Origin of the sequence: Clostridium sp. ATCC 25772 (assembly GCF_001573875.1) — a bacterium.
Lineage (GTDB): Bacteria > Bacillota > Clostridia > Clostridiales > Clostridiaceae > Clostridium_J > Clostridium_J senegalense.
Genome location: NZ_LFRG01000136.1, coordinates 1 through 773 on the forward strand (window position 1 = coordinate 1; position 773 = coordinate 773).

The 773-nt window shown below is 31.4% G+C and carries 1 protein-coding gene; it reads right to left on the bottom strand.

From position 1 onward, the window contains the following. A partial coding sequence (locus AZI32_RS17170; RefSeq protein WP_157450972.1) for an amino acid permease occupies nt 1-773 on the bottom strand: 773 nt, incomplete at both ends.

Here is a 773-nt window from a genome sequence, read left to right on the forward strand (position 1 = left end):
CCTAGTGCTAATAATATAGCTATTAATTTTACAAGCCATGTGCTGTGAGGAGCAAAATGTAATATTAAAGCTTTAAATGTTTCAACAACTCCTGCACTTAAACTTAATTGACCTTGTGGAACTACTGCTGCAACTGTTAATCCACCAATTGTATTAAGTACTATAGCTAATATAACTAATATAATCATAGCTAATGGATAGTTCTTTTTAGCATTATCTAACTCATTTACATGTGATGCTGATGCTTCAACTCCCATATATGCTAATATAAATGATACGAAAATAACTAGTGTATTTACTTTTGAAAAATCTGGTACAAAATATTTAGCTCCTATTTTTACATCTATAGGATTTCCTTGTACTATGTATGCTATTGATAATCCAAATAGGATTACTGCTGGTATTAATATACCAAATATAAATCCAGCTTTTGCTATTTTAGCTGTGTTTTTTGTACCGCCTAATTGTGAAAATGTTAACAACCAGAATATCACTAATACTCCAATAAACTTGATAACCGGAACATTATTTAATGCATTCCAATTGAATATGTATGAAAAACAACCTAGTATAAAATAGATCATTGTTACAAATCCAACTGTAATTTGGAACCATTGGAAAAATATTGCTGCGAATCCGAACTTTTCACCTAAAGTGTTTCCAACCCAAGCAAATATTCCACCTTCTTGCCACCCTTCAACTGTAGCCATTTCTGCTGCACATAATGCTACAGGTAAGAACCATAATATACCTCCAAGTAATAAGAAGAATAC